This window comes from Leclercia sp. 29361, from assembly GCF_011290365.1.
Lineage (GTDB): Bacteria > Pseudomonadota > Gammaproteobacteria > Enterobacterales > Enterobacteriaceae > Enterobacter > Enterobacter tamurae.
In genome coordinates, this window is sequence record NZ_CP049786.1 from 599609 (window position 1) to 621193 (window position 21585).

The 21585-nt window shown below is 59.7% G+C and carries 22 protein-coding genes; 11 read left to right on the forward strand and 11 right to left on the reverse strand.

Going from position 1 to position 21585, the window contains the following annotated elements; all coding sequences use genetic code 11:
- Positions 1-212: 212 nt before the first annotated feature.
- From G7090_RS02870 to G7090_RS02890, 5 genes are read left to right on the forward strand one after another with little or no spacing between them, the layout of a single operon-like run.
- The gene (locus tag G7090_RS02870; protein ID WP_106995638.1) at positions 213-905 is read left to right on the forward strand and encodes a hydrolase; all 693 of its coding nucleotides are present in this window, start codon (positions 213-215) and stop codon (positions 903-905) included.
- Positions 906-964: 59 nt separating this feature from the next.
- Positions 965-1174 carry a DUF1427 family protein gene (locus G7090_RS02875; protein WP_032616311.1) on the forward strand — a complete coding sequence of 70 codons (210 nt, stop codon included), beginning with the start codon at positions 965-967 and terminating at the stop codon, positions 1172-1174.
- A complete protein-coding gene (locus G7090_RS02880; protein ID WP_106995639.1) occupies positions 1171-1428 on the forward strand; it encodes a DUF1427 family protein in 258 nt (85 codons plus the stop codon). The genes G7090_RS02875 and G7090_RS02880 overlap by 4 nt, the downstream gene beginning before the upstream one ends.
- A gap of 26 nt (positions 1429-1454) precedes the next feature.
- A complete protein-coding gene (locus G7090_RS02885) occupies positions 1455-1823 on the forward strand; it encodes a response regulator (protein WP_166181465.1) in 369 nt (122 codons plus the stop codon).
- Between the two features lie 56 nt (positions 1824-1879).
- Positions 1880-7483: an ATP-binding sensor histidine kinase gene (locus G7090_RS02890; RefSeq protein ID WP_166181466.1), complete on the forward strand. Its 5604-nt coding sequence runs from the start codon at positions 1880-1882 to the stop codon at positions 7481-7483.
- A gap of 9 nt (positions 7484-7492) precedes the next feature.
- Here the strand turns inward: G7090_RS02890 and G7090_RS02895 are convergent, their stop codons facing one another.
- The 6 genes from G7090_RS02895 to G7090_RS02920 form a co-directional block, all read right to left on the reverse strand.
- On the reverse strand, positions 7493-8092 hold the full coding sequence (locus G7090_RS02895; RefSeq protein WP_106995642.1) for a response regulator transcription factor: 600 nt from the start codon (positions 8090-8092) through the stop codon (positions 7493-7495).
- A 288-nt stretch (positions 8093-8380) separates the two neighbouring features.
- Positions 8381-8956, reverse strand: a complete 576-nt coding sequence (locus tag G7090_RS02900; RefSeq protein ID WP_166181467.1) for a PIN domain-containing protein — start codon at positions 8954-8956, stop codon at positions 8381-8383.
- Complete coding sequence (locus G7090_RS02905; RefSeq protein ID WP_106995644.1) at positions 8956-9417, reverse strand: helix-turn-helix domain-containing protein; 462 nt, start codon at positions 9415-9417, stop codon at positions 8956-8958. The genes G7090_RS02900 and G7090_RS02905 overlap by 1 nt, the downstream gene beginning before the upstream one ends.
- Positions 9418-9572: 155 nt before the next feature.
- Positions 9573-9959 (reverse strand): VOC family protein, encoded by a 387-nt coding sequence (locus tag G7090_RS02910; RefSeq protein WP_106995645.1) that lies wholly within the window; start codon positions 9957-9959, stop codon positions 9573-9575.
- Position 9960: 1 nt separating this feature from the next.
- Positions 9961-11118, reverse strand: coding sequence for an MFS transporter (locus G7090_RS02915; RefSeq protein ID WP_166181468.1), 1158 nt, complete (start codon positions 11116-11118; stop codon positions 9961-9963).
- Complete coding sequence (locus G7090_RS02920; protein WP_166181469.1) at positions 11115-11273, reverse strand: hypothetical protein; 159 nt, start codon at positions 11271-11273, stop codon at positions 11115-11117. The genes G7090_RS02915 and G7090_RS02920 overlap by 4 nt, the downstream gene beginning before the upstream one ends.
- 98 nt (positions 11274-11371) lie before the next feature.
- On the opposite strand from G7090_RS02920, the gene G7090_RS02925 reads away from it, so the two are divergent.
- A complete protein-coding gene (locus tag G7090_RS02925) occupies positions 11372-12142 on the forward strand; it encodes a DeoR/GlpR family DNA-binding transcription regulator (RefSeq protein ID WP_166181470.1) in 771 nt (256 codons plus the stop codon).
- Here G7090_RS02925 and G7090_RS02930 read toward each other — a convergent pair.
- A complete protein-coding gene (locus tag G7090_RS02930; RefSeq protein WP_166181471.1) occupies positions 12139-12435 on the reverse strand; it encodes an SH3 domain-containing protein in 297 nt (98 codons plus the stop codon). The two genes, G7090_RS02925 and G7090_RS02930, sit on opposite strands and share 4 nt — an antisense overlap.
- 206 nt (positions 12436-12641) lie before the next feature.
- Between G7090_RS02930 and G7090_RS02935 the strand changes: the two genes are divergently transcribed.
- Positions 12642-13763: a cupin domain-containing protein gene (locus G7090_RS02935; RefSeq protein ID WP_166181472.1), complete on the forward strand. Its 1122-nt coding sequence runs from the start codon at positions 12642-12644 to the stop codon at positions 13761-13763.
- A 41-nt stretch (positions 13764-13804) separates the two neighbouring features.
- On the opposite strand, the gene G7090_RS02940 is transcribed toward G7090_RS02935, so the two are convergent.
- On the reverse strand, positions 13805-13990 hold the full coding sequence (locus G7090_RS02940; RefSeq protein WP_166181473.1) for a DUF2767 domain-containing protein: 186 nt from the start codon (positions 13988-13990) through the stop codon (positions 13805-13807).
- 211 nt (positions 13991-14201) lie between these two features.
- Between G7090_RS02940 and G7090_RS02945 the strand changes: the two genes are divergently transcribed.
- The 3 genes from G7090_RS02945 (at position 14202) to foxA (ending at position 17792) form a co-directional block, all read left to right on the forward strand.
- Positions 14202-14435, forward strand: coding sequence for a DUF2171 domain-containing protein (locus G7090_RS02945; protein ID WP_106995659.1), 234 nt, complete (start codon positions 14202-14204; stop codon positions 14433-14435).
- Between the two features lie 147 nt (positions 14436-14582).
- On the forward strand, positions 14583-15563 hold the full coding sequence (locus G7090_RS02950) for a helix-turn-helix domain-containing protein (protein ID WP_166181474.1): 981 nt from the start codon (positions 14583-14585) through the stop codon (positions 15561-15563).
- A 120-nt stretch (positions 15564-15683) separates the two neighbouring features.
- Positions 15684-17792 (forward strand): ferrioxamine B receptor FoxA, encoded by a 2109-nt coding sequence (gene foxA / locus G7090_RS02955; protein ID WP_166181475.1) that lies wholly within the window; start codon positions 15684-15686, stop codon positions 17790-17792.
- Between the two features lie 107 nt (positions 17793-17899).
- Here foxA and G7090_RS02960 read toward each other — a convergent pair whose 3' ends face one another.
- Entirely contained in the window at positions 17900-19315 is a 1416-nt protein-coding gene (locus G7090_RS02960) for a PLP-dependent aminotransferase family protein (protein ID WP_106995662.1), read from the reverse strand.
- Positions 19316-19491: 176 nt separating this feature from the next.
- Here G7090_RS02960 and G7090_RS02965 point away from each other — a divergent pair, with 176 nt between their 5' ends.
- On the forward strand, positions 19492-19653 hold the full coding sequence (locus tag G7090_RS02965; RefSeq protein WP_166181476.1) for a DUF1127 domain-containing protein: 162 nt from the start codon (positions 19492-19494) through the stop codon (positions 19651-19653).
- A 93-nt stretch (positions 19654-19746) separates the two neighbouring features.
- Here G7090_RS02965 and G7090_RS02970 read toward each other — a convergent pair whose 3' ends face one another.
- Complete coding sequence (locus tag G7090_RS02970; protein ID WP_106995664.1) at positions 19747-20001, reverse strand: DUF4282 domain-containing protein; 255 nt, start codon at positions 19999-20001, stop codon at positions 19747-19749.
- 115 nt (positions 20002-20116) lie between these two features.
- The gene (locus G7090_RS02975; RefSeq protein WP_166181477.1) at positions 20117-21508 is read right to left on the reverse strand and encodes a PLP-dependent aminotransferase family protein; all 1392 of its coding nucleotides are present in this window, start codon (positions 21506-21508) and stop codon (positions 20117-20119) included.
- Positions 21509-21585 lie beyond the last annotated feature (77 nt).

Consider the following 21585-nt stretch of genomic DNA (forward strand, 5'->3'; position numbering starts at 1 on the left):
TGTCAGGATTATTGGAACCGGTTACCGGAAAAAACCAGTTATACGCAGGTATAGCTATACCAAAGTATAACTATACCTGCGTATAACTATACGAAAGGTTAATTATACAAAGAGATAATTACGCCAGCGCGGAGAGTCATCCAGGATACAGGTATCGCATCGTCGCCGCGTCGTGCGACGGATTTCACTTGTTCACCTCACTGGATACCATTATGTCTAACTCAAAACTCGAAGTGTTAACCCCGGATAACTGTCAGATGATCTTCATCGACCAGCAGCCGCAGATGGCGTTTGGCGTGCAGTCTATCGACCGTCAGGTGCTGAAAAACAACGTGGTAGGGCTGGCGAAAGCGGCCAACGTGTTCAACATCCCAACCATCATCACCACCGTTGAAACCCAGAGCTTCTCCGGCAACACCTTCCCGGAACTGCTGGACGTCTTCCCGGGGAAAGACATTCTTGAGCGTACCTCCATGAACTCCTGGGATGACCAGAAAGTGCGTGACGCCCTGAAAGCTAACGGCAAGAAGAAAGTGGTGGTCTCCGGCCTGTGGACTGAAGTGTGCAACAACACCTTCGCCCTGTGCGCAATGCTGGAAGGCGACTACGAGATCTACATGGTGGCGGATGCGTCCGGCGGCACCTCGAAAGAAGCCCATGACTTCGCGATGCAGCGCATGATCCAGGCTGGCGTGATCCCGGTTACCTGGCAGCAGGTATTGCTGGAGTGGCAGCGTGACTGGGCACACAAAGAGACCTACAACGCGGTGATGGATATCGTGCGTGAGCACTCCGGCGCCTACGGCATGGGCGTGGATTACGCCTACACCATGGTGCACAAAGCCCCATCTCGCCAGAAGAGCGAGCACGAAACCCTGGCGCCAGTTCCGGCTCCGGTTCGCTAAGTTTTCAGCGGCAGGCTGGGCCCTCATCCGGCCTGCCGTTGACCTCTCTGGAGTCCACCATGAGTACTGGGTTAATTTCCCTTGCGGCAGGCGTGTTAATCGGCCTGCTGTACGCGCTGCTGAAAGTCCGTTCCCCCGCACCGCCCGCGCTGGCGCTGATTGGCCTGCTGGGGATGCTGGCAGGCGAACAGGCCACCCGCCATTTTCTGCATGCTGATGACACCGCGCAAAAAGCGCCCGTCACCCTCTCCACAGGAGCCTCGTCATGAAAGCCTGGGTTGTTTCGCTGAGCTGTGGAATTCTGGCAGGGGTGATTTATGCCGCAATTGATGTACACTCGCCCGCGCCACCCGTTGTCGCCCTGTTAGGGCTGTTTGGCATGCTGGTGGGGGAACAGCTGATCCCGATTGGCCGCCGCCTGTTCAGCCGTCAGCTGACGATGAGCTGGTTTCGCCATGAATGCGTCCCCAAAATCAGCGGCACTGCGCCTCCACCCCGTCCCGGTGACGGTAGCGAGGGTTAATCACGTTTCGTTTGAGGAAAGAGAGCATGCCGCAGCGCATAGCCATCATTGATGATGAACGGTCTGTTCGCAGCGGGTTAAGCAACCTGCTGCAGTCGGAGGGGTACGCAACGGAAGCCTTCGACTCGGCGGAGTGTTTTCTCAGCCACCCCACCGCGCTGACAGACGCGGCGCTGGTGATTGTCGACATCCGCCTGCGAGGGATGACCGGGCTCGAGATGCTCGACAAACTGCGCCTTATCGCCACCTCGCCGCCCCCGCTTATTTTTATCTCCGGTCATGCGGATGACAATATCCAGCGCTACGCTGTTGATCACGGCGCCGTTGCTTTTTTGCGCAAGCCGATTAATGTCGATGTGCTGCTGGCGCACATTCAGCGCGCGCTCACCACCTGACAACACCTGCAAACATCCCCACGAGAACCATTAATGAAGAAAAATAAGGAACGTGGATGAACAATACATCGCTGCCTGCACTCTGGCCCGCCCCCGGAAATTTATCCGAAGGGCGGGCTTTTGTGCTTAAAGAAGACGTCATTTTTACCCCGCTGGGGCAGGAGGGGAGCCTCTGCTGGCTGAATGCCCGCCTGCCCAGTTCCGGCGGGTCGTTTATCATCGCCACCGGGGTGAGCGATGAAGAAGAGGCCAGCGCAACGCGCCTGCTGCGCAACGAGTTTGCCCTGCGGGAGTACCTGAGTGACGACTGGGCTATCCGCCCGGTGGCCAGCACGCAGTACCACGGGCGCTTTGCACTGGTTTATGCCCCCTTTTCATTTGTGCTGCTAACCAGGATCGTCGGTGCGCCGATAGCCTGTATCCAGAGCTTTCTCGATCTGGCGATCCGCATCAGCCTGCCTTTACGCCTGATGCACCTGCGCAACCTGGTGCACGGGGATATCAAGCCCGGCAATATCTTTATTCACGATGACAACAGCTGTCGGCTGGGAGGCTTTGGCCTGTCGTCCGGCACCTCAGAAGAGCTACAGCAGGCGCGGCTGACAACCATCGGCGGCACGCCCGCCTACATGTCGCCGGAGCACACCACCCGCACCCATCGGGCGGTGGACAGCCGCAGCGATCTCTACAGCCTGGGGGTGGTGTTCTACGAACTGCTCACCGGCAGCCTGCCGTTTGAACTGAGCGGCGAGGATCAGGGCAAGTGGGCGCACTATCACATCGCCTCCGAACCGCGCTCTCCCGACGCGGTGTACCCCGGCGTGCCCGCCATGCTGTCGGCTATCGTCCTCAAACTGCTGGCAAAAAAACCGGAGAATCGCTACCAGACCGTCGATGGCCTGATTGCCGACCTGCGCCGCTGCCAGGCCACCCTCAGCGACGACGGGGAGATTGCCGCCTTTACCCCTGGCCTGCAGGATCGCTCTCCGGCCTTTCATCTCACCGACACCCTTTACACCGCCCATCCCCAGGCGGCGGATCTGATCCACGCCTTTGACCGGGTGAGCCGCGATAAGCTCGCCGGATTTGTGGCCATCAGCGGCCCGTCGGGGATCGGCAAATCTTCGCTGATCGCCTCCGGGCTGAAAGCGTTGCAGCACCGCAGCGTGCTGCTGGCGGTGGGCAAGGTGGATCAGTTTTCCCCCACGCTGCCCTACGCGGCGCTGACCTCGGCGTTTCGTACCCTGGTGCTGCATCTGCTGGGGCTGTCGGCGGAGGAGGTGGTCCAGTGGAAGGTCCGCCTGTCGCGCGAGCTGGAGGGCTACGAAGCCTTAGCCGTCAGCCTGGTGCCAGAGCTGCGGCTGCTGCTGGAGAGCAAACCGCGCTTCTCCAGCGACACCTTCTCCATCGATGCCCGGGCGCGCTTCAGCCACATGGTGCTGGCCCTGGTCAACACCTTCGCCAGCGCGGGCAGCCCGCTGGTGCTGCTGCTGGACGATATCCACTGGATCGACCCCGCCAGCCTGCAAATTCTCGAGTATCTGCTGACCCACGGCGGCAGCGTGCCGCTGCTGATGGTGGTGGCGCACCGGGATGCCTGCTCGCTGCCGGACAATGTCCTGCACAATCAACTGGCCAGCCTGCACCGGGCCTCGCGCAATACCACCGAGCTGCGCCCGGAGCCGCTGTCGGTGAAGGCGGTCTCGCGCTGGCTGGCGAGCATCTTCCATACCCGCTCGGCGAACACCGCCGATCTGGCCGGGCTGATCCACGAAAAAACCGGCGGCAACCCGCTGTTTGTGCATGAGTTCTTTCGCCGCATCGTTGATGACGGGCTGGTGACGCACAATAAATATCAGGATAAGTGGCACTACGATCTGCACGCCATCCGCATCCGGCACTACACCGAAAACGTGGTCACCCTGGTGCTGCAGCAGCTGGAGGAGATGCCGGAAGAGACCCGGCGGCTGTTGGGCAGCATCGCCTGTCTCGGCGGCAGCGGCGAGCTGGAGATGGTCTGCCGCGTGGTGGCAATGTCGGTGCCGGAGATCCGCTATGCCCTGCACCCGGCGGTGACGGCGCAGTTGCTGACCCTCAGCGACGGCAGCTATGCCTTTACCCACGACCGGGTCCAGGAGGCGGCCTTCGCCCTGCTGGATAACGCCGAGCGCAGCCGTCTGCACCTTACCACCGCCAGCCTGCTGGCGGAGTCGGCCCGTCAGGCGGCGGGCAACGAGATCCTGTTCCGCGCCGTGCATCACGTCACGGCAGCGCTGGACTGCATTCAGCCTGCGCCCCAGCGGGAGATGTTCCGCGAGCTGAGCCTGCTGGCGGCCCGCCGCGCCCGGCGTTCGGGGGATTACCTGTCGGCCCTGAGCTATATCCAGACCGCCCGCGCGCTGGGCAACGCCGGTGCGCTGCCGGAGAGCGCCAGCGATTTCACCCTCGACAGCGAGGAGGCCGGGTGCCAGTTCGCGCTGGGCAATCTCGACAGCACCCGCCAGCTGTGCGACCGCATTCTCAACTCCCCCGGCGGGCTGGCGGAAAAAGCGCGGGCGGCCAACCTGCTGGCGGAAGTTTATATGCGCCAGTCCGACAACCGGCTGGCGCTGGAGGCGGCCCTGAGCTGGCTGGCGGTGTTTGGCATTCACGTCAGCCGCTACCCGGAAGCCGCCGAGTGCGATGAGGCCTGGCACAGCCTGTGCAACCGCGTCGGCGATAACCCGCAGGGCCACTTTGCCGGGCTGCCGCTGATGAACGACGGCGACACCGAAGCGGTGATGAACCTGCTCAACAGCGCCTGCGTGTTCGCCAGCTTTACCCGCTCGCGCCTGCATTTCGTTCTGCTGTGCCGGATGATGCACCTGACCCTCGATCACGGCATTACCGGCGCCTCCGCCCCGGCGATCGCCTGGTTCGGGGTGCTGATTGGTCACCGTTACGCCGAGTATCGTCTCGGGTTCCAGTACGGCATCCTGGCGCGGGATCTGGTCAACCGCCACGGCTTCGACGCCTTTGAGGCCAAAACCCTGCTGCCGCTGGATCAGCTCAGCGTCTGGACCCAGCCGCTCTCCTGGGCCATCGAGTGCGCCAAAGCCTGCTTCACCTCCGCCGTGACCCATGGGGACATGACGATGGCCTGCTTTGCCGCCTGCCACCAGGTGATCAATTTCCTCACCCGGGGCGATCATCTCGACGGGGTGCTGACCAGCATCGAGCGCGGGCTGGCCTTTGTGCGCAAAACCCATTTCCAGGACGTGGAGGCGATCCTGATGATCCAGCGCCACTACGTGGAGCACCTGCGCACCCCGGCGAGCGGCCACTGGACCGCCATCGATGTACTGCCGCAAACCCTGCTGCCTGCCGCGCCAGAGCAGGCCACGGAGCAGACCTCCACCATGCTGTTCTGGTTCTGGCTCTACCGCGGGATGGCCCATTTCGCCTGCGGCGAGTTCCCGCAGGCGGCGGATAACCTCGCCCAGGCCGGGCGATTTGCCTGGTCCGCGCCGGGCCATATTCATCTCCTGGATTACCATCTTTACAGCGCCCTGACGCTCTCGCAGCAGCTGACGCCGGAGACCTTTTCCGCCGATCTGCGCCGTCAGATCCACCTTCATTACGATAAAATCGTTCTCTGGGCGCGGATCAATCCCGGCACCTTTGCTGATAAAGAGGCGCTGATCTACGCCGAGATCGTGCGGCTCGACGGCATGAACAGCATCGCCCTTGAGCAGTACGAGAAGGCGGTGCGCCTGTCGCGCGAGGGGGGCTTTAACGCGTTCAATGCTCTGGCCCACGAGCTGGCGGGACGCTTCGCCCACGCCTGCGGCTATACCACCGCCGCCGATGCCCATTTCCGCGGGGCGATAACCGCCTGGGGCCGGGCCGGGGCGCAGTCTAAAGTGCGCCAGCTGGAGCGGGATTTCCCCTACCTGCTGACCCCCGGCCAGGCCAACGCCTGGGACACGGTGACCTTTGCCCGCAACGAGGAGATCCGCGATCTGCAGAGCGTGATCAAGGCCTCGCGCGCCCTGTCGGAGGAGATCAACCTCGAGCGGCTGATCGAAACTCTGATGACCATCCTGCTGGAGCGGGCCGGGGCCCAGCGCGGCTTTTTGATCCGGGTGAATGACAACAACATCCCGGAGATCGAGGCCAGCGCCAGCACCACCACCGACGGGGTGCGGGTGCAGATCCGCAAACAGGTGCCGCTGGCCACCGACATGCCGCTGACGGTACTGGCGGCGGTGATCCGCACCGGGCAGGAGATCCACACCGGCAAACCGGAGGAGTTCCATCCTTTCAGTCAGGACCCGTATCTGGTGACCTCCGGCGCGGCGGTGATGTGCGTCCCGATGTTCAAGCAGGCGCGGCTGGTGGGGGTGCTCTATCTGGAGAACCGCCTGATGCCGGAAGTCTTTACCGTGGAACACTCCCGGGTGGTGAGCCTGCTGGGGGCACACGCCGCCATCTCGCTGGAGACCGCCCGGCTGTATGCCGAGCTGCTGGAAGAGAACCTCCAGCGCCGTCGGGTTGAGAAAGAGCTACGGGCCAGCCAGACCTCGCTGATGCTCGGGGAGCAGATCAGCCACACCGGCAGCTGGCGCTGGGAGCTGCAGCAGGATCTGATGTTTATGTCGGAAGAGTACGCCCGTATTCTTGGCCTGCCCGAACAGCAGAAGATGATCTCGATGGCCGAGTTCCTGACGTTTGTGCATCAGGATGACTACCCGCGCATCAGCACCCTGGTGACCGAGAGCGTGCGCGATGGCCTGACCATGCGCGCCGAGTTCCGCATCATCCGCGCCGACGGCGCCACCCGCACCATTCTGGGGATTGGCGATCCGGTGGGGGTGGGCAGCGAAGTGAACGAGTATTACGGCATCATCACCGACATTACCACCCAGCGGACGGCGGAAGACGCCATGCGGGTGGCGCAGGCGGAGCTGGCCCGCGTCTCGCGCGCCACCACCGTCGGGCAACTCACCTCGTCGATTGCCCATGAGATCAACCAGCCGCTGATGTCGATTGTCTCCAACGCCGGGGCCAGCCTGCGCTGGCTCAACCGCGATCCAGCCCGACTGGATAAGGCCCGCATCGGGCTGGAGGAGATCGTCTCCGAGGGCGAGCGGGCAGGGGAGATCATTCGTAGCCTGCAATCTCTCACCCGCAAGCAGGACCCGGCTTTCGCCCGCATCGATCTGCACCATCTGGTGCGGCACATTATCACCCTGTCGCGCAGCGAGCTGGAGCAGCGACGCATCAGCGTCAACTATGCCCTGGCGGCGGCGGACAGCTTTATCGTGGGGGACAGCGTGCAGATCCAGCAGGTGCTGCTGAACCTGGTGATGAACGCGGTGGAGGCGATGGCCGAGATCAAGGATCGTCCCGGCACCCTGCTGCTGTCGACCTCGAACCCGGAGGGCGGGGGGATTACCTTTGAAATCGCCGACAGCGGTACCGGCATCGGACCGGGGCTGAGCGAGCGCATCTTTGACTCGTTCTACTCCACCAAAGCCCAGGGGATGGGGGTGGGACTGACCATCAGCTACAGCATTATCGAGCGGCACCGGGGCAAGCTGACGGCCCGCAATCGCGAGCCGCACGGCTGTATCTTCGCCTTTACCCTGCCGCTGGCAGCGAGCGAGGAATCACTCTGACGGCAGGCTTCAGGTCAGGCGCTCGGCGGCCCTGACCAGATCCGCCAGCGAGCGGGCCTGCATCTTGTCCATCACCCGGCGGCGATGGACTTTGACGGTGATTTCACTCACCCCCAGCTCGGCGGCAATCTGCTTGTTCAGCAGGCCGCTGATCGCCAGCTGTAACACCTGCTGCTCGCGCGGGGTGAGGGAGAGATGGCGCTGCTTGAGGGAGTACTGCTCCCGCAGGTGCGAGGCGTTATCTTCCGCCAGCTTCAGCGCCGCACCAATGGAGTCGATCAGATCGTTCGACGCCACCGGTTTGGTAAGAAACTCGTACGCGCCGCCCTTCATCGCCTTCACCGACATGGGAATGGTCCCGTGGCCGGTGAGGTAGATAATCGGGATTTCGCGCCCGCCGGCCTTCAGGGCATCCGCCACCTCAAACCCGCTGATGGTCGGCATCTGCATATCGAGGATCACGCAGGAGGGCACATCTTCAAAGGTGTGTTGCAGAAAAGATTCTGCCGAAGAAAAGTCGAGGGCGTTCAGCCCGGCAGACTCCAGCAGCCCGACCACGGACCGCCTGACAGCGTGATCATCATCAACGACGTAAACAATGTGTTCCATTAATAGCCCCAATGATTCAGCCTGACAGAGATGAGAGGATTTTCGCTCAGCGTGAAAACCACCCCCTGATGTTCAAGCGATTATGGTGGCAGCCTTCGAACGCAACTACTCTAACACATTAATTCTCATTATCATTTAACAATATGATAACTATATGAAAGCAATATGTGGTTTTTCAAAACCGCTTTTCACATTGAGTAAGCGTAGGCCAGAAATGGTTAAATTGTCGGCAATTGAGAAGCGGTGAGTGATAAACGCAGTGGGTTCAGGCGCATGCCGGAGAGAGGGCTAAATCATTACTCTATATTTTTCCAGCTCAGTCACTGTTTTCGGCAAGCCCAGCTGTAGCAGGCCTTGCAAAAATTGGTCTGGGGTGAGGGGCGGATGACGCAGATGCGAACGCTGCATTCTCACCGCCTCGAGAACCAGCGCATGGTTCAGGTCAAAAAGGTCTGATAAGAACTCATCAGGGTGAAGCGCTTCGACATCAAATTCAGCGAGGTTTCCGCCAGGAAAATCGACAAGGTTGTAGGTCACAATCACTTCGGAATCCGAACGAATAGCCGCGGCGAGCACATGCCTGTCATCCTGATCCGGCAGGTTAAGGCCATCAATAATGCTCTCATACCCTGATACGCAGGCGTCACCGAAGGTTTTATTCATTAGCATTTCGGTGCGCTTCAGCTGGTCTGGGGTTATATCAGGGCGGTTGATAAGCAGATTTCGCTGCCATTCATCGTGTATCTGGGTAGTCCATTTGGGCTGATATAAGCCAGTCTTCCCTATGTGCATGAGAAGATCCCGCAGCATTGATGGGTATAGCACGCAGGCATCAAGAACGACGGGATAGGGTGAGTGTGTCATCAGTAAAAGCCAAGCTCCTGACTTTGTTCCGCCAGCTCGCGAAGTGCTTGTATGCTTTCTGCATCACGCTGATCTTTGTACTTCATCAGGTCTGCAAAAAGAATACGGCGATGACGGCCAGTTTTATGGAACGGTAGCTTGCCTTCCTCGAGAAGTTTCACCATATGTGGGCGAGAAACGTTCAGGATGTTGGCAGCTTCCTGCGTCGTTAATTCAGCATGCACAGGCACAACCTGGACGGCGTTGCCCGCAGCAAGTTCACCGAGAATACTCATCAGAAGCGTCAGTGAAGATGTGGGTAGCTCTATTTGATGGGTCACATCCTGTGCATCCTGAATCGTAATTTTCTGCGTTTCCTGTTTTGTAGACAGGAACGTAGCAAGCTCCCTTTGTCCGCGTACAGCTGCCTCAATCTCCTTTGGAGCCGGTAACGTAAGGCTGTTCAGAAGTGAGTTTGTCATTTCAGTATTCCACTAGTGTCGAGTTTCATGTTTACGGTGAGTAAAAGTACACCATAGAGAACTGTAATCGAAACAAACGAAAAGCACAACAAACGAAATAAACGAAAAAGCCCCGCATTGCGGGGCTTTTACTTTAGATAGTATTCAGTGGGTACTCACTCCCCCACCAGCTCAATACGGTTCCCATCCGGATCCGCAATCACCGCCTCATAATAGCCATCTCCGGTCATTCGTGGGGCGCTCAGCAGCGTGTTGTTTAACCGCGCCTGTTCCGCCATGCGATCCACATCCGCTTTGCTACCGACGTTCAGGGCGATATGCGCCCAGCCGATAAACTCCGGGTGGGCGGGGGCATCGGGCAAATCCGGGACGGTCATCAGCTCGATGGTCGGCCCGTCGCTGAGGGTCATAAAGTGCGATGCAAACCCCGGGCGGTTTTTACTCAGGTAGCGTTCGTTGCGGCGTGCGCCAAACACCGTTTCCCAGAAGTGAACCTGGGCGTCCAGGTTGCGGGTCCAGAGTGCGACATGTGCAATATTCATCTTATCCCTCGCTGCGGGCGGGTTGGTTGGCGGTGACGGTCACAGACAGCGCGGCGACGACCAGCATCAGCACCATAATGACCATAAACGCCTGGGTTAACGAGGTGGCATGCGCCACGTAGCCGATAATCGCCGGCCCGGCGAGCACGCCGAGATAGCCCAGCGTGGTGATGGCCGGGACGGCAACCGCCTGCGGCATGCGGGTCTGACGGCCAACGGCGGAGAACATCACCGGCACGATATTGGCGCAGCCGGCACCCACCAGCACGTAACCGACCAGCGACAGCTGCCACTGCGGGACAAAGGTCACCAGAGCAAAACCGACGGCAGCTACCAGCGCGCCGCCGACCACCGCGCGCAGGGCGCCGGTACGGGCAATCAGTTTGTCGCCGGTTAAGCGGAAAAGGGTCATCGCCACCGCAAAGCAGGTGAAGCCCAGCCCGCCCAACGACTCCGGTACGCCCCGCACTTCGGTCAGGAACACCGCGCTCCAGTCCAGCACCGTCCCTTCGGCGAGAAACACCGCAAAGCAGATGGCACCAATCAGCAGCACCACGCCGCGCGGTACGGCGAAGGCCGGGCCGGAGGCAGGATTGGCCCACGGCAGCAGCCCTTTCAGGCTGGCGGCCAGCATCAGAATGACGCTCAGGATAATGATCAGACAGGCGGCAAAGGCGCTGGCTCCGAGGGTCAGCAGCAGGGTCATCGCCCCCGCGCCCGCAATCCCGCCGACGCTGTACATACCGTGAAAACCGGACATCACCGGCGTGGGCGAGTCGCGCTCGACGATGATCGCCTGAATGTTCATGGCGCAGTCCGTCACCCCTACGCCCACGCCGAACAGCAGCAATGCGGCGGCCAGCAGGCGCGGATCCGGAATGATCGCCAGCAGAGGCGTGGTGAGCATCACGATCGCCAGCGCGGTGACAATCACCCGACGGCAGCCGTAGCGGCTGGTCAGCATCCCGGTGAGGGGCATCGCAATCAGCGCCCCCATTCCCAGGCACAGCAGCAGCGAGCCGAGCGTGGCCTCGTTGACACCAGTATTGGCCTTCGCGTAGGGCACCAGCACCGCCCAGGTGGCGGTGACGTAGCCGGCAATAAAAAAGACGATCCGGGTGGCAAGCCGCTGAACGGCGCCGGTGGTCTGCTGGGTCATTTCACATCCTTATAAGGTTTCAGTCCCGGGGAGGCCGGTGTTTTATGCTGCTCCTTCTCCCCGGCACGCGCATTGGCGGTTACAGGCTCAAACAGGAAGCCGTCATGGGGCCTGGTGGCGGGCACCTGCTGGCGGTAATTATCATCGTATTTCATCGTGACGCTCCGGTTTCGGGCCTGGTGGATTGACAGAGTGCGCCGTCATGCAACATTATGCGCATTGTTGCTCGATTCAAATCCAGAGAAGATAATTTATGCTCGATTATGCAGCTTTCCCGGAACAACGACAAGATCTGATCCGCCAGATCCTGCAGGAAAATGGCAGGGTAGTGTGCGCCGAGCTGGCGACCCGAATGCAGGTCTCGGAACACACTATTCGCCGGGATTTACATGAGCTTAGCAAAGAGGGTTTCTGTAAGAAGGTCTACGGCGGGGCGGTGCTGCAGCTGGCGGATGCCGGGAACTTCTTTAGCCGCGAGCAAAAAAATTACGCAAAAAAGGTCACGATCGTGCAGAAAGCGGCAACCCTCATCAAACCAGGCAGCTCTATTTTTATTGATACCGGCACCACTAACCTCGCGCTGGCGAAGGCCCTGCCGCCGGATCTGGCGATCACCGTGGTGACCAACTCTCCGGCGATTGCCGCGGAGCTGCTGCGTCATCCCCTCTGCGAGGTGATTATTACCGGCGGCCAGATCCAGCGCAGCTCCGGCGGCGCGGTGGGGGCCACGGCGGCGAGCCAGATCCAGGGGATTATTTTCGATCAGGCGTTTATCGGCGGCTGCGCGATGGATCCGGGGATGGGGTTAACCGGGTTCGACTTTGCCGATTGTGAGTTCAAGAAAGCGGTGATCGCCCAGAGCAGCCAGACCATTGTGGCGCTCACCACCGATAAAATCCCCGGCGTGGCGCGCTTTGTGGTGGCGAAAAGCCGCGACATCGACGTGCTGGTGGTAGAGGCGAACCTGGATCAGGAGGCGATCGCGGCCTTTGCGGCGCAGGATGTGCGGGTGATCATCGCCTAACGCACCTCAAACACCACCGCCGTCCATTTGACTCTGGTATATGGCGGAAACGCGGGGCAAGGCTCAATCCGGGTACAGGCACCCGACCAGATAAACGTCTCCTCATCAATCCGGTACCAGTGCGGATTGCCCTGCACCGCATCGCCCACCACTGTCGCCTGCACGCTGATACGGCTCCCCGCAGGCAGCTCGTCGGCCACAGGTGCGAAAACGGATGGGTTCTGTTTTCGCGTATAGACCCCCATCAGGGTCTTCACACTGGCGGAAACGGGCAATTCGATAAATGGGCTCATGGCAGGCCTCATAGCAATACACTCTTTGTCATTAACGATATAAGTCGCTCTGTAACTCGCGCTCACGATAAAGCGTGAAACTGTCAGGCTGTGTCATGCGAATGGCTGAATGCAGCAGATTTCATCCCCGCTTGACCCACGACAAAGCAGCCTGGCCCGGCCTCTTTCTATAATCAGGCCCGTTTGTCTTTTCACTGGTGCTAACCATGGCGTATCAACTCAACCTCAACTGGCCGGAATTTTTAGAAAAATACTGGCAAAAGAAACCTGTCGTATTAAAAAACGCCCTGCCCAATTTTATCGATCCTATCAGCCCGGATGAGCTGGCAGGGCTGGCGATGGAGCCGGAAGTGGACAGTCGCCTGGTCAGCCATAAAGAAGGTAAATGGCAGGCCAGCAACGGTCCGTTCGAGCACTTCGACGGTCTGGGCGAAACCGGCTGGTCGCTGCTGGCGCAGGCGGTCAACCACTGGCACGCCCCGGCTGCCGAGCTGGTACGTCCGTTCCGCGTGCTGCCGGACTGGCGTCTGGACGACCTGATGATCTCCTTCTCCGTCCCGGGCGGCGGCGTGGGTCCGCATATCGACCAGTACGATGTGTTTATCATCCAGGGAATGGGCAGTCGTCGCTGGCGCGTGGGGGACAAACTGCCGATGCGCCAGTTCTGCCCGCATCCGGCGCTGCTGCATGTCGATCCTTTTGAGCCGATCATCGACGAAGATCTGGCCCCGGGCGATATCCTCTACATTCCACCTGGATTCCCGCACGACGGTTTCACCCATGAGACGGCCCTTAACTACTCGGTGGGCTTCCGTGGTCCGAACGGCCGCGATCTGATCAGCAGCTTTGCCGATTACGCGCTGGAAAACGATCTGGGCGGCGAGCACTACAGCGATCCGGATCTGACCTGTCGCGAACACCCGGGTCGGGTAGAGGAGTACGAACTCGAACGCCTGCGCAAGATGATGATCGAGATGATCAGCCAGCCGGACGACTTTAAACAGTGGTTTGGCAGCTTCATCTCCACCCCGCGTCACGAGCTGGATATCGCTCCTGCCGAGCCGGAATATACGTCTGAAGAGGTGCTCGACGCGCTGCTCGGCGGTGAAATCCTGACGCGCCTGAGCGGGCTGCGGGTGCTGAATATCGGCGGTAGCGTCTTTATCAACAGCGAACAGCTGGAAACGGTGGACGCGACGGCGGCGGATGCCCTGTGCCGCTACACCGAGCTGGGCCAGGCGGAGCTGGGCGCTGCGCTGCAAAATCCGGCATTTGTAAAAGAGCTGACCGGTCTGATTAACCAGGGGTACTGGTTCTTCGACGAGTGATCGTACCGGCGGCGCAGGGCGCAGGCCCCACGCCGCCAACGTTAAGCCGCGAGGATATGACAGGCTCTCCAGTAATCCAGAAGACGCTCGTCATCGCTTTCTCGCTCGGCTTTGCTTTTCATGGCCCGGGCAAGATTTTCTCTCGACACCTCCTGGCCTTTTTGCACAACCTCTAAAACCGCTTCACCAAGAGCCAGGGATATTTCGATGTGATTTGCTTCTACCATATATGCCTCCGTGTTGAGTGCGTGATATTAATTATGTCGCACAGTAACGGGTGTAGAATATTTCTCGGCACATTCTTATATATTTAATATAACCTCCAGGCCGTTGCATAAATAATGTTTCGAAATGCTAATGAAGCGGTAAATAATGGATTTATGGTCTACAGTTAGTTTCGTATCACAACGCGCAAACACATGATGAGGAGAATTAACCATGGTAAACAAGAGTGAAATCAAGGAACATGCTCCGGTTGTTGCAAGCTGCGGTCACCATGTCGGCACGGTTGACCATCTTGACGGCGAGCGTATTAAGCTGGCAAAAAACGATTCCGAATCCGGCGGCAAACACCATTATATCCCGCTGGAATGGGTCGATAAAATTGACGGCAATAAAGTGGTGCTGAATAAAAATCATGAAGAGACGTTTGCGAGCTGGCAAGAGGCGTAATTCTCTGACGATCCACTTTATTAATATTTGGCTCTGGCGTTTCGCCGGAGCTTAATATTGCTGCAAAGGCGGCAATTTTACCTGCATTGCCGCCGCGCTAAAGGAGTGATACTGTTTTATTTTTAATAGCTTCCTCCAGGCGCAGGCATGTCCAACACAAGGCTCCATAATCCGACCGCTGCAACGAAAAAAACCTTTTCCGTGGCAGACTTTAAGGTATTTGGCGAGCGCTACGGCATTGACTACCGCTTTCCCCTGCTGACCGATTCCTGTGCCAACACCAGCCCCGTGCTGCACGGTGATGTCGAAGAGATGACCCTCTCGTCCGGCATTTCGTTAACCCATTCCGATGTACGCGTGCTGCAACCCTATGAAACCACCTCCCGCCACAGCAGCCCCTTGTACGTGCTGGTGGTGCTGGAAGGTTGCGTGACCCTGACCCTCAGCGGCGAAGTTTACTCGGTCCGGCCCGGCATGGCGTTCAGCGCCAGGCTGAGCGAACAGCAGGCGATGTCTGCCCGTCACGATGCGGATATTGCCCTGAAAACCCTCTCCTTTGGCGTCTACCCTGATGATGCCCGCCGTGAAAGCCTGCTCGCCTCTCTGCTGACGCAGTGGGAGAAACTTAACGCGCCCACCTTTGTCTGGCAGGTACCCGATTTTGTGCTGGCCGGCATTCAGCATGCCCGACAGCGCGAGCGGAGCAGCCTCTCGCGCCAGCTATTGCTTGAAGGGGTGATGTACCAACTGCTGGGCCACGGCCTGCACCTGCGGGAGCAGCAGGGTACGGCGCTGGCAGCGGCGTCCAGCGGGGAGCACGCCCGGCTGGAGCAGATCCGTCACCTGCTCGAACAGGCCCCGGAGCAGGATTACACCCTCGCCCAGTTGGCGGCCCGGGCGGCGATGAGCCCCAGCAGCCTGCGCAGCAAATTCCGTCACGCCTACGGCTGCACGGTGTTCGACTACCTGCGCGACTGTCGTCTGGCGCAGGCGCGGCGCTATCTGCTGGAAGGCCACAGCGTGCAGCAGGCGGCGTGGATGTCGGGCTATCAGCACGCCACCAACTTTGCCACCGCCTTTCGTCGTCGCTACGGCGTCTGTCCCGGCACGATCCGCAGCAGCCGTTAACCCGCTTTTCCCCGATCGCCAACGCTATTGATGCGGTTTGGCATTACGCATACGTACTCTGGCGGCGCGCATAGCTATCTTCCAAATGAAAAAGGTAATAATTCTTATTAACAATTAGAAATGGTTTTGGAGATTTTCATGTTCGCTAAATCGCGGCTGGCACTGGTAGTGGGATGGGTTACCGGGAGCGTTGCACTCCCCCTGATGGCGCAGGAGACGCCGAAAACCGAAACCGTGGTGGTGACCTCGCAAATGCAGAGCGGCGCCACCAAGCTGGCGACCCCGGATATCGAGACCCCGCAGGCGGTGTCGATCGTTACCCGCGAGCAGTTCGAAGAGCAGGGTGCTACCAGCGTACGTCAGGCGGTGAGCTACACCCCGGGCGTCTACAGCAACCAGATCGGCGCCTCAAACCGCTTCGACTACATCGTGCTGCGCGGCTTCTCCGACGGCAGCCTGGACAACGTCTACCTCGACGGTCTGAAGATGATGGGCGACACCAACTCCCACAGCTCGCTGGTGGTCGATCCCTGGTTCCTGGAAAATATTGAAGTGGTGCGCGGCCCGGCTTCGGTGCTGTATGGCCGCTCCTCTCCGGGCGGGATCGTGGCGCTCACCTCGCGCAAACCCTCGTTCGATCCGGGCGGCGAGATCAAGCTGTTCGCCGGGAATAACGATCAGCGCGGGGCGATGTTTGACGTCACCGGCGCGCTGGACGACAACGACCGCGTGGCAGCCCGTCTTAGCGGCATGACCCGCTATGCCGACTCCCAGTTCGATCCCCTGAAGGAAGAGCGTTACGCCCTGATGCCAAGCCTGACCTGGCGCATCACCGATAACACCCGTCTGGATCTGATGGCCTATCTGCACCGCGACCCTGAGGGCGGGAGCCACTCCGGCCTGCCGTACGACGGCACCGTGGTGCCGCATAACGGGAAGATGATCTCCAACACCTTCTTCGAAGGCGAGGATGATTATGACAAGTACGATCGCCGCGAGGAGATGGTCGGCTACAACATTGAGCATATGTTTGACAGCGGCTGGTCGGTGCGCCAGAAGCTGCGCTATCTGCATACCAAAGTGGAGCTGAATCAGGTCTACGCCGCCGGCTGGCTGAACGAAACCGAGCTTAACCGCGGATATTCCGGCTCGGACGAGAAGATGGATGCCATCACCCTCGATAACCAGATCGACGGCAGCTTCGATACCTGGGCGGTGAACCACCGGGTGCTGATTGGCCTCGACTATCAGGATCGCAGCAACAATACCACCAGCTACTACGGCGGTTTCCCGCCGATCAACGCCTTTAACCCGGTGTACGGTGCGAAGCCTGACTACATCACCATGTACAGTCAGGAGAAGCACAAGCTGCGCCAGACCGGCTACTACCTACAGGATCAGCTCTCGCTGGACCGCTGGCGTCTGACCCTGGGCGGGCGCTACGACCAGGTGAGCGTGTCGAATATCGACAAGCTCAACGATACCCGTAGCGATCTGGATAAGAACAACTTCAGCAGCCGTGCGGCGCTGCTGTACCTGTTTGATAACGGTATCGCGCCGTACATCAGCTACTCCACCGCCTTTACGCCGACCAGCTTTGCCGACGCCAACGGCGATCTGCTGGATCCGATGGAAGGCAAGCAGTGGGAAGCGGGGGTGAAGTTTGAGCCGGAAGGGATGAACAGCCAGTTCAGCGCCTCGGTGTTCCGCATCAACCAGAAGAACATCGCCACCAAAGAGGAGCCGACCGATCCGTACCGCTCTATCGGCGAGATCGAATCCGAAGGGGTGGAGCTGGAGGCGGTAGGGCAGCTGACCGACAACCTGCGTCTGCAGGCGGCCTATACCTACACTGACATCCGCTACAAGAAGAGCAGCCCGGAGGAAGAGGGCAAGCGTGCGGTCTATGCACCGCGCAATATGGCCAGCGGCTGGCTCAGCTATGACGTCAAAACCGGACCTCTCGATGGCCTGACGGTGGGCTCCGGCGTGCGGTATGTGAACGGTGTGACCAGCGATCGCATGAACACCCATACGCTGCCGTCGTACACGCTGGTGGATCTGGCGGTGGGCTATGACCTGTCGAAGGTCGGGCTGACGGGAGTGAGTGCCCAGCTGAACGTTAACAACCTGACGGACGAAAGCTACGTGGCGGCGTGTAACTCGTTGTCATACTGCTACTTTGGTGCCGAGCGCAGCATCGTTGGCAGCGTGTCGTGGAAGTTCTGATGTGGAGGTAAAAGCAAAACGGCAACCTCGTTGCCGTTTTTTGTGTTTGCTCCCTCTCCCCGTGGGAGAGGGCCGGGGTGAGGGCAAACAGGCCGCACTATGCCGCACTACTCCTCCATCGCAATATGAATCGCCTCACCCATCTTTTTCAACGCCTCGCGGTTTTTCTCATTCGGCGGTAACGCCACGTTGATCCGCAAGCAGTTGCGATACTTACCCGACGCCGAAAACAGCGATCCCGCCGCGGCCTGGATCTTCAGGCGACTCAGCTGCTTGCTGACGCACACCATATCCACCTGTTCCGGCAGCTCAACCCACAGCAGGAAACTGCCCTGCGGGCGCGTGACGCAAATCTCCGCCGGGAAATACTGCCGCACCCAGCAGGTGTAACGCTCCATATTCTGCTGATAAATCTGGCGCATACGGCGCACGTGACGATGGTAATGCCCGTCGCGGATAAACGCCGCCACCGCCATCTGCGTGCCCGGCACGTTAAACCCGCCCGCGGCATATTTCATGTGCATCACCCGGTCGTAATACCGCCCCGGCACAATCCAGCCGACGCGCAGCCCGGGGGCCACGGTTTTGGTAAAGGAGCTGCAGAGCAGCACGCGGCCGTCGATATCTAACGAGTGAATGGTGCGCGGGCGCGGGTACTCCGCCGCCAGCTCGCCGTAAATATCATCCTCCACAATGACAATATCGTGGCGCTGGGCGAGGGCCAGCACCTGACGTTTGCGCGCCTCCGGCATGATAAACCCGAGCGGGTTATTGCAGTTGGGCACCAGGATCACCGCTTTGATCGGCCACTGCTCCAGGGCCAGCTCCAGGGCTTCAATGCTGATCCCGGTTTGTGGATCGGTAGGGATCTCAATCGCCTTGATGTTAAACCCGCGCAGCATCTGCATGGTGCCGTGGAACGACGGCGACTCCACCGCCACGATATCCCCCGGCTGGCATACCGACAGCAGGGCCAGCGACAGCGCCCCGTGACAGCCGTTGGTGATCACAATCTCATCTGCCGCCACCGTCGAGCCGCCGTCCAGCATCAGACGGGCGATCTGCTCGCGCAGCTCCTGCCGCCCCTCCAGCACGTCGTAGCTCAGCATTTCCCCGGGATTATGCTGGGCGATGCGGCTCATCTCGCGCCACAGCGGCTTCAGGCTCGGCTGGTTCAGATCCGGCGAGCCGCCGCCAAAGGAGATCATCTCCTTATCGGCGCGGGCATCGAGGAGCATCATCACCTCATCCCACTGGGTCACCTCTACCGGGCGCTGCACCGGGCGGGTCATCGCCGGAACCGGCGGCTGCGCTTTGCGTGAGGAGACGAAGTAGCCTGAGCGCGGCTGGGGGGTGATCAGCTGTAAATTTTCGAGGATGTGATAGGCCTGCTGTATGGTGCTGATGCTGACCCCATGCTCCTGGCTCAGCGTGCGCACCGAGGGTAAACGCTCCCCGCTGCGATACAGCCCTTGTTCAATGCGTTGGGCCAGCAGATTGGCCAGATGTTGGTAGCGCGTCATGCTGTATCCTTTGTTTTCACCATACAGATGTAAAGACCAGTACAGATTGCGGCAATAAATGCCATTCAGAGGCATTATTAGCGGATCTGTATGTTAAACAAAAGTTGTTTTTGAATCTGTATTGCCGCTCCCGATTTCCGTGATGATAAGCCTACTGACACGATGAGGAGCGCATCATGGAATTTTACGAAAACCGGGCCAAACGGCCGTTTGCGGTGTTTATCTGGATCGGGCGGGCGGTGAAAAAGTGGTATCGCATTAACCGCACGCGCCGGATTCTGCACGGCATGAGCGATGAGCAGTTAAAGGATGTCGGGCTGTCGCGATTTGATGTGTAGTGTATTGCCCGGTGGCGCTGCGCTTACCGGGCCTACAAACACATCCGAATCGTAGGCCGGGTAAGGCGCAGCCGCCACCCGGCATAAAAGGCATCACTCGACGCCAGGTTTTCCGGTGTTTTCCGCAATACGGCGCAGATATTCGTTATTTTTAAATGCCACCATGATCAACTCGAACATCACGCGGGTACCGATCAGGCTGAACAGCATCCCGAAAAAGCCCGCGATCAGATGTTCGGTAAACATGGAGTAAATCCCGCCGATGAGGATAAACAGCATGGCGATCCAGTAGAAGAAGACCAGCACGCGCGGCGTTAACAGATAATCGAATCCCAGAAGTGATTTCATTTTTCTTGTCCCTGTAGGTGTTAAATTTGCGCGTTGATTATAAAGGCCGTCGCGGTAATTCATACCTTTATCATTATCTGAATCCAGCCTTTTATGGTGCAAAATCAGGGGGTTGCTATTTAAGAAGATCGCAGGTTTGGATCTTCGGTCGCGTGAGTAGGGCAACGGCCTCGTCATAGCTGCGCACGTTGTTGTACCCCATCACCAGCCCGTAGCGCTTGTCCGACCCGCTGTACCACGCCGACAGGGCATTGACCTGCAGCTGCTGCTGTTGCCAGCAGCGGGCGATCTCCAGGTCGCAGCTGCCTGTGGTTAAAAACGCCACGATATGCATCCCACCGTCGTTCTGCTCGGTGAAGAACCGATCCCCATAGACCTCGTGCAGGGCGGCAATCATCCAGTCGCGCCGCTGCTGATAGAGGGCGCGCATCTTTTTCAGATGGCGGAAGAAGTGGCCGTCGTTGAGGAAGGCGGTGAGGATCTTCTGCGTCAGCACCGGCTGGCCGCTGGCGAGCAGATCGGCGCAGTCGTTAAAGGCCGATACCGTGCTGGCGGGCATCACCACGTAGCCGAGGCGCAGGGACGGCATCACCGTTTTGCTGAAGGTACCCATGTAGATCACCCGATCCTGACGATCGAGGCTTTTCAGCGACGGCAGCACCTTGCGGGTGTAGTGAAACTCGCCGTCGTAGTCGTCCTCGATGATCCAGGCCTCGTTCTGCCCGGCCCAGTCGAGTAGCTGCTGCCTGCGTGGCAGCGACAGCGTCACCGCCAGCGGGCTCTGGTGCGACGGAGTGACAATGGCAAAGCGGGCGTCGGCGTGCTGGCGCAGCAGATAGTCGGTGTCCATCCCGGAACGATCCACCGGCACGGTGTGCAGGCGCGGCACGATCCGCCGGAGCAGCTGCTGGCCCATAAAATAGCCCGGATCTTCAAACACCACCTTGTCGCTGCGGCTGGCGAGGGTGTCGAGGATCAGCCGCAGGCTGCCGCTGTAGCCGCTGGTGATCAGCACCTGGTCCGGCGTGCAGGACAAGCCACGGGAGATATTCAGGTAGCTGGCGATCGCCTGGCGCAGGGGCCCCCAGCCCATCACCGGCGGGTTGAGCATCTCCTCCTGACGCATGGCGCGCACCGCCTGTCCGGCCAGCAGCAGCCACTTTTTATACGGGAAACTGTCCAGCGCCGGGATGCCGGGGCGCAAAAAGCCCGCCCGTTCCCGCTGGCTGACCAGCGATTCCGGCAGTTTGCCCGTCAGCGGGTCATCGGGCGGTGGAGGCATGGCGGGAAGGGTTAAGTCCGGGTTGACCCGTGTGCCGCGCGCCCCCTGGCTCACCAGATAGCCCTCGCCGATCAGAATGGCATAGGCGGTTTCAACCGTTTTGCGCGCCACCTTCAGCTCTTCCGCCATCACGCGGATGGCGGGCACCTTGTCGCCGGGTTTGAGGACGCCGCGGGTGATGTTGTCCCGGTAGCGGGTGTAGATGTCGTGATAGCCCGGCTTCATGTCCTACCTCATTTCGCGCTTTTTGTATCTTTTTACTATGTCATGAACGGCGTAGATTTGCCCCATTGCATTTCATA